Source organism: Streptomyces gottesmaniae (assembly GCF_031845845.1).
GTDB lineage: Bacteria > Actinomycetota > Actinomycetes > Streptomycetales > Streptomycetaceae > Streptomyces > Streptomyces akebiae.
The window spans coordinates 1-451 of record NZ_JAVRFJ010000138.1 but is presented as its reverse complement, the minus strand read 5'-3'; the positions used below and the strand labels follow the sequence as shown (position 1 = coordinate 451).

Annotated in this window: 1 protein-coding gene; it reads left to right on the top strand. The window is 61.4% G+C overall.

All coding sequences use genetic code 11. From position 1 onward, the window contains the following. Positions 1–29: 29 nt before the first annotated feature. Positions 30–451 (top strand): MetQ/NlpA family ABC transporter substrate-binding protein (locus tag RM704_RS44745; RefSeq protein WP_311593620.1); only part of this gene is annotated, 422 nt, incomplete at its 3' end.

Genomic DNA, 451 nt, shown 5'->3' with positions numbered 1-451 from the left:
TCGTGAAACCTGCCCTGGCCAAAGAAGGCGTGGACCTGCAGGTCAAAGTCTTCACCGACTACGTGCAGCCCAACGTACAGGTGGCTGAAAAGCGCCTGGACGCCAACTTCTTCCAACACCAGCCGTACCTGGATGAGTTCAACAAAGCCCAGGGCACTCACCTGGTGAGCGTCGGTGCCGTGCCCCTGGAGCCCCTGGGCGCCTACTCCAGCAAGTTCAAGCAGCTGGAAGACCTGCCAAGCGGTGCCAACGTAGTTATCCCGAACGACGCCACCAACGGCGGCCGCGCGCTGTTGCTGCTGGCCAAGCACAACCTGATCACCCTGAAGGACCCGACCAACATCCTGTCGACCATCAAGGACATCACCGCCAACCCTAAAGGCCTGAAGTTCCGCGAGCTGGAAGCCGCCACCCTGCCGCGCGTACTGACCCAGGTCGACCTGGGTCAGTA